The following is a 6,567-nucleotide window of genomic DNA, read 5'->3' as shown; positions in this document are numbered from 1 at the left end:
CCTGGTCGGTCAGTCTGCGCACACGGACGGGCTCGGCCACCGCGCCTCCAGCGATCGGATCGGACGTCACTCCACATCCAACCGCCACGACCACCAACCCGGCGAACCAACGCGGTCACAGCACTAGCGCTCGCCGCTTGCACATCGGGCGCACCGAAGGCGCAGCACTCCAGATCCGACCCGACGGGAACGTCCCCAAAAGTGGTCCATCTGACGATGGCCGTCCCCTACGGCACCACGTCTTCGGTGGACAGGTTCATCCAACAGGTCGCCAAGGCGACTGAGGGATCCCTGCAGATCGACACCAAGCTCAAGTGGCGGACGGGCCAACTCGCCTACGAGAACGGCACTATCGCCGATGTGCAGGCGGGCAAAGCGGATCTGGGGGTGGCAGGCACGCGGGCTTTCCCCGGCCCCGTGCGGATACTCAGCGCGCCAGAGCTGATCACGAGTTACGTGGCCCAGGAACGGCTGGTCAAGAGCCCCCTGTACAAGCGGCTGGGCACCGCACTGAGCGTCCCGGGGATCACCGGCCTCGGCCTGCTGCCGGGCCAATTTCGCTACCTGTTCACCGCGAGGCGCTCGGCCCCGACCCCAACCGGCCTGCGCGGGCGACTCGTCGGCGTGGCACAGTCGAAACTGGCAGACGACACTTTCCACGCGCTGGGCGCACGCACCCGCTGGTATCCGCTCTCCGGGTCGGTCAGCGACATGGACGGCATCGAGTCCTCGATCGCCTCCTTCAACCACGAAGGCTACATCTCCTCCAAGAAGTATCTCGCAGGGAATCTGGTGCTGTGGCCCCGCATGGTCGTCCCCTTCATCAGTGACACCGCGCTGAAGCGCCTGAGTCCCGAACAACGCCAGGCGCTCATCCACGCCGCGTCCGCCACCTTCGAGGACACGATGTCGGAACTGCAGGCAGAGGATGCGGATGAACTCACCCAACTCTGCGCGGCAGGGCTGGTCGTCGGGCAGGCCAGTGCGGCGCAGCTTGCGGCATACCGTGTCGCCGTGGCTGCGGTTGACACCCGCCTCGAGCATGACCCCCAGACCGGCGAAGTGTTCACGCTGGTGAAGTCGCTGGTGAAGGGAGCGAAGCCGGAACCCGCCCTGCACTGCTGATGCCAGCCGACGACGTTTGGGCCAGCTGCACTTCTGCGGGCCGGACTTGGAGGCCGCCCTGGCTCTTCTCCCGTCAGAGCAGCGACGAGCTCGTACGCCCGCGCGGACGTCGTCATGCGGGCAGCTCCGTGACGTGTCTGATGTGGACGGACAGGTCCGTGCACCCAGGGAAGTACAGCGAGTGTCATCTTTCCGCCAGCACTGCCGAGCCGGTCGGGGCGGTTGTCGAGGATGAACGTGGTTGGCGCGGTGCGTCTCAGCGTGAGCGGTCCCGGTCACCGCGCGGCGGATACCGAGTTATAGTCACGAGGTCGCGAAAAACGATGTTCCGCGGTCCACCCGCCGGACATCGCTCGTACATCGATGCAGATGGTTCTGATCGGTGAGCGTCTCCTTGCCGAGATCGGGCATTCCGTCCGCTTTTGGCGCTGACCATCGCCGGCGCGTGTCGGCGCAACACAGGAGCGCAGCATGCAGAAGACCATCGCCATTGTCGGAGCGGGACTGGGTGGGCTGACGCTCGCGCGGGTGCTTCAGACTCACGCCGTCGCCGCGACGATCTACGAGGGTGAGGCTTCGGCGACGACCCGTGCACAGGGCGGCCTGCTTGACATCCACGAAGAGACCGGACAGGTCGCGCTTCGCACAGCTGGTCTGTACGACGAGTTCCTCACCCTGGTCCGCCCGGGCGAGGATGCCAAGCGTGTGGTGGACCGCCACGGCACGATCCTGTTCGACATGCCTGCGGACCCCGGTTCGGCCCGTCCTGAGGTGGATCGCGGCGAACTCAGGCGCCTGCTCATCGACTCGTTGACGCCCGGGACGATCAGGTGGGACCGCAAGGTCACCTCGGTCCGGCACCTTCCGGAGGGCGGCTACGTCCTCACCTTCGCGGAAGGTTCCGCCACGCGCGCCGACATCGTCATCGGCGCGGACGGTGCCTGGTCGAAAGTGCGTCCGCTGCTCACCCCCGCCAAGCCTGTCTTCAGCGGAACCTGCTTCATCGAGATCGCCCTCGCCTCGCGCGACCAGAACTGTCTGGCGAGCGTGGCTGCGATCGGCAGCGGCACACTGATGGCGGTCGCGCCGGGCAAAGGCATCATCGCGCATCGCCATGCCGACGGGCAGGTGCGCGGATACGTGGCGCTGAACAAGCCCGAGGAGTGGATGAGGTCGATCAACTTTGCCGACCCGTCCGCTGGCCTCCGTCAACTTGCCGACGAGTTCCATGGCTGGTCGCCGCTGCTCACCGCCTTCGTGACACAGAGCGACGTGGAACCGTGGCTCCGCCCCATCTATGCCCTGCCCGTCGGACTCACATGGGACAGGGTGCCCGGCGTGACGCTCGTCGGCGACGCCGCGCATCTGATGTCGCCGTTCGCCGGCGAGGGGGCGAACCTCGCCATGTACGACGGCGCGGACCTGGCGAGCAAGCTGGTTGAGCAACCCGACAGCGAGATCGCGCTCGCGGCCTACGAAGAGCGGCTGTTCATGCGTAGTGGCGACGCGGCCAGCCGCTCGGCGCAGAACCTGGAGATGTTCTTCGGCCAGGAAGCACCGCAGAGCGTAGTCACTCTGTTCGATCGCTCCGCCTCCACGGCAGCGGCCATCAACGCCTGGTAGTCCACCGACAGCACCTCTGTCCCGGCCGCGTCGTCCCGGTGAGGCACAGCCGGCGCGCACCCGCCGGTTTTGTCGAGGTCGCGAGGGTGTGCCGGTTCTCATCGGCGCCGCACTGGCTGTCGTACGCATGCTGATGCATCGGCTCGTCCTTTGCTCGGCCCCGGCTGGTCAGCCCGCGGCGCGGTTGATGAGCTCGGCCGTCGCGGGGTGTCGCCGTCCGCGGGTTGTGTCGGGAGCAATGACACTCCCCGGGCTTCGCCGGCCTGGTGGGTCAGCATGCTGCGCGTTTGATCAGCGCGGCCGTCGCCGCGGGCTGCGAGATCATCGCGACATGCGAGGTGTCGGCCTCGCAGGTGTGTGCGCCCGCCCGGCGCGCCATGAACCGCTGGGCCGCCGGGGGCAGCACCTGGTCGTCTCGGCCCACGAGGTACCAGGACGGAATGGTCTTCCAGGCCGGGGGGCCGGACGGCTCCCCGAGGGCGCGCGTGTCGGCCGGCCGCTGGCCGGCCCACATCAGATCGGTGGTCGACCTGGGCAGGTCCGCGGCGAATACGTCGTGGAAGAACTCCTTCTTGATGTAGGCGTCGACGAGACCCTCGCCGTAGGGACGGAAGTCCAGCGCCGCCTCGTTGATTCTGCTTCCCGGGTACTTCGTCTGCAGGCCCTGCAACGTCTCGCCCTGATCGGGCACGAACGCGTCCACGTACACCAGGGCCTTCACGTTCGGATTGCCGGCAGCTGCGTTGGTGACGACGATCCCGCCGTAGGAGTGCGCGACCAGGACGAGCGGGCCGCTGAGAGTCGCGAGGATGCCGGCCACATAGGCGGAGTCGGAGGCCACGCTGCGCAGTGGGTTGGGCGGGGCGATGACCGGATAGCCGTCGTGGATGAGCCGGGAGGCGACGCCGTTCCAGCCGGAGGCGTCGGCGAATGCGCCGTGCACGAGTACCACGGTGGGCTTCTTGCCGCTGCTGCTTGTGGTGTGTGCCTGTGCGGTGGGCGTGTCGAGTGCGGCTCCTGCTACGACCGCGGCGGATCCGGCCAACAGTGCCCGGCGAGTTGTCGTCATCGGTGTATGCCCCTTCGCTCTCCGGCGTTCTCGAGGGTGATCGCCGGTCAGCGTAGGGCGGGTCACTTGACGCGCACTGAACGGAACTCCGGGCGTGCGCCGGGCTCTGATTCACCGTCGGTTCCGTTGTCGTCAAGCGCGGCGGACCGGCCTGCGGATACGTTCGCAACGGCCATCGGCGCTCCGTCACCATGACGTACCGTCCACGGTGCCGATGCGGTGTCCTTACGTGTCGGCCAGCCCGGCCAGCAACTCCTCGGCGCGGCGGGCGAACAGGTGGGCCTCGCGCTCGGCGGAGAGCGCCCGGGCCCGCTCGGCGGCCGCCCGGACGGCGGCGACCGGCGCGCCGCGGGCCCCATCAGCCGCGCGCGCAACAGGAGCAGGAAGCTCTCGGCGTAGCGCTGGCCGTAGGCGTCGAGGGCCGAGTCGGCTTGGTCGAGGGCTGCCGTGGCTTCGTCGAGTCTGCCCGCGGCAAGCCACATCTCGCCGAGGAGGCCGTGCCAGGTCGCCAGACCGGAGCGTGGTGGGTCGGCCAGTGCTGGTGATGAGGCGTTGTGCCTGCGCTGCCGATCCGGCCGGGTCCTCTCCGGTCACGGCATGCGCCCAGCACTGCGTCAGCCGCTGATAGCTGCCCAGGGAGACGAAGGAGAACTCCGGGTCCAGGGCGCTGCCGCGTTCGGCCGTGTGCAGCGCCCTCACGGGGTCGCCGGAGAGTGCCGCGGCCGTACAGGCGAAGGCCGCCCAGACGGTGAGCACATAGGCGTCGCCGTCAGCGGTGGCCTTGATCGTGTCGAACAGCGCCCGTGCCGTGTCGGCGTCGCCGTGCAGCGCTGTCATGAGCGCGAGCATGGCGGGGCCGAGCAGGCGCAGGTCGCGCCGGAGTGTGTCCTCCCCGACGTCGGCCAGATCGTCGAGCACGGTGGAGCGGCTTCGGCTCAGATACCGGAACGCCTCGCCGATGTTGCCGACGTCCCATTGGTGTATGCCCCACGCGTGCCAGCCGTAGGTTCGGACGACCGGATCGGCGGAGGCCTCGCCCTGTTCCAGCAGTCGCTGTGCCAGTCGTCCGGCGCGGTCGAGCTGGATGCCCTGGGAGTGGGCGGCCCAGCGGGAGAAGGCCGTGATCCTCAACCTCGGCGGTGCGCATTGACCGGCTCCGGGCACAGGTCGGGCCCCGGGCGGACTTCAGCGGGCGAGCAGTCCGCGGAGAACCACCCTTTCCACAGCTGCGACGAGTTCCGTCAATTGGGAGGCGTCAGCGCGGAGTCGGTCCGCGCGCCAGGAGAGGCCGAGAACGCCGTTCATGGCAGCCCACAGAGCGGTGGCGGTGGTGACGGGGTCGAGGTCGGCGGCGAGGGAGCCGTCGGCCACCCCGTCGGCCAGGGCGGCGGCGAGTTTGGCGTTCTGCTCGTCGACGAGCGCGGCGACCCGTTCCAGGGCCGCGGGTTCGTCCGGCGGCTCGGCCAGCAGGCGGAACTGGTGCGGGCGCTCGGCGGCGAAGCGGACGTACGCGGCCGAGGCGGCCCTGATGCGTTCCACCGGGGTGCCCGGGGCGGCGTAGGCGTCGTCCATGTAGGTCCGGTTGTCCTCGAGTGCCCGCTCGGCAACCGCGATGAGAACGGCCGCGCGGCCGCCCACCCGGTTGTACACCGTCTGCACGGCGACATCCGCGCGTTCCGCGATGCCTTCCAAGGTGACCGCGTCGGGGCCTCCGGAGGCCAGCAGTTCCTCGGCGGCGTCGACGATGGCCGCACGGGTTGCGGCGGCCCGACGTGTCGTGCGTGTGACCTTGATTGTCATGGTCTTCGCTACTTTACGAGGTGCTCGAACGGCCGGACCCCCTGGGCCACTTCCTCCAGCCCGGATTTCAGCGGGAACCGGCCTGGTGGCGCTCATGCACCGCCGGGTCGTGCCAGCCCGACGCCGAGGCGAGGTTGAGGGCGCGCCGGACCGTCTGAGAGCGGAAACCGACACGTTCGAGTATCGGCCGGAACAGGCCGGGAGCGTTCGCGGTCAGGGTGAGGGACCTGGGGACGACGACGCGATCGGCACGGAGCTCGATGCCGCGGACGATGCCGGCGATGACCTTCTCCAGCGGCACCATATTCCACAACCCCTTGGAGTTGCCGCCCCAGAGGGTGTGCCCGGCCGGGTCCGCGGTCACGTCGTCCATCATCGGAGTGCGGAAGAACGTGGGGTGGGCGCTGCCGACACCGACACCCAGGTGGCGAACCTCCAGGCGAAGGCTGTCGCACATCGCCCACACGCCGGCCTTGCTCGCGGTGTAGGAGACCTGGAGCGGCGAGTGCACGAAGGCGGCCATGGAGGAGATCGCGAGGAGATAGCCGCGTTGGGCCTCGACGTGGGGCAGAGCCGCCCGGAAGGTGCGCCAGACGCCGTTGAGGTTGATGTCGATCACCCGCTCGTAGGCGGCAGGGTCGATCGTCGCCAGGGGGGCCATGGTGTCGATGCCCGCGCCGGCGACGGCGACATCGAGGCGTCCGAAGTGCGCGGCGGCCTCGTCCGTGGCCGTCTGCAGTGCGGCGAGATCACGGACGTCCACGCCCCAGCCCCGGGCGACTGTGTCGCCGCCCAGTTTCTCCGCCTGAGCCTGCGCCGCCTCGGCGTCGAGGTCGAGCAGTGCGAGGTTGGCACCCCGCTCGCGCAGGGCGTTGGCCAGGGCGATGCCGAGGCCGCCGGTGGAGCCGGTGAGGGCGACGGTGCGCCCGGCCAGGTCGTAACGGGTCATG

Annotated in this window: 6 protein-coding genes; 2 read left to right on the top strand and 4 right to left on the bottom strand. The window is 69.2% G+C overall.

Going from position 1 to position 6,567, the window contains the following annotated elements:
• The first annotated feature begins 216 nt into the window (after positions 1–216).
• Positions 217–1,125: a TRAP transporter substrate-binding protein gene (locus tag GRC12_RS20015; protein ID WP_208780677.1), complete on the top strand. Its 909-nt coding sequence runs from the start codon at positions 217–219 to the stop codon at positions 1,123–1,125.
• A 471-nt stretch (positions 1,126–1,596) separates the two neighbouring features.
• Positions 1,597–2,748: an FAD-dependent oxidoreductase gene (locus GRC12_RS20010; RefSeq protein WP_208780676.1), complete on the top strand. Its 1,152-nt coding sequence runs from the start codon at positions 1,597–1,599 to the stop codon at positions 2,746–2,748.
• A 271-nt stretch (positions 2,749–3,019) separates the two neighbouring features.
• Here the strand turns inward: GRC12_RS20010 and GRC12_RS20005 are convergent, their stop codons facing one another.
• From GRC12_RS20005 to GRC12_RS19990, 4 genes are all read right to left on the bottom strand, one after another.
• Positions 3,020–3,817, bottom strand: a complete 798-nt coding sequence (locus GRC12_RS20005) for an alpha/beta fold hydrolase (RefSeq protein ID WP_208780675.1) — start codon at positions 3,815–3,817, stop codon at positions 3,020–3,022.
• Between the two features lie 225 nt (positions 3,818–4,042).
• The gene (locus GRC12_RS20000; RefSeq protein ID WP_208780674.1) at positions 4,043–4,948 is read right to left on the bottom strand and encodes a hypothetical protein; all 906 of its coding nucleotides are present in this window, start codon (positions 4,946–4,948) and stop codon (positions 4,043–4,045) included.
• Between the two features lie 54 nt (positions 4,949–5,002).
• Positions 5,003–5,617 carry a TetR/AcrR family transcriptional regulator gene (locus GRC12_RS19995; protein ID WP_208780673.1) on the bottom strand — a complete coding sequence of 205 codons (615 nt, stop codon included), beginning with the start codon at positions 5,615–5,617 and terminating at the stop codon, positions 5,003–5,005.
• Between the two features lie 67 nt (positions 5,618–5,684).
• Positions 5,685–6,566, bottom strand: coding sequence for an SDR family NAD(P)-dependent oxidoreductase (locus tag GRC12_RS19990; RefSeq protein ID WP_208780672.1), 882 nt, complete (start codon positions 6,564–6,566; stop codon positions 5,685–5,687).
• Position 6,567 lies beyond the last annotated feature (1 nt).

It is taken from the genome of Streptomyces griseorubiginosus (assembly GCF_017614965.1).
Taxonomy (GTDB): Bacteria; Actinomycetota; Actinomycetes; order Streptomycetales; family Streptomycetaceae; genus Streptomyces; species Streptomyces griseorubiginosus_B.
Note: the sequence above shows the minus strand (reverse complement) of the source record. Positions and strands in the feature narration are given on the sequence as shown.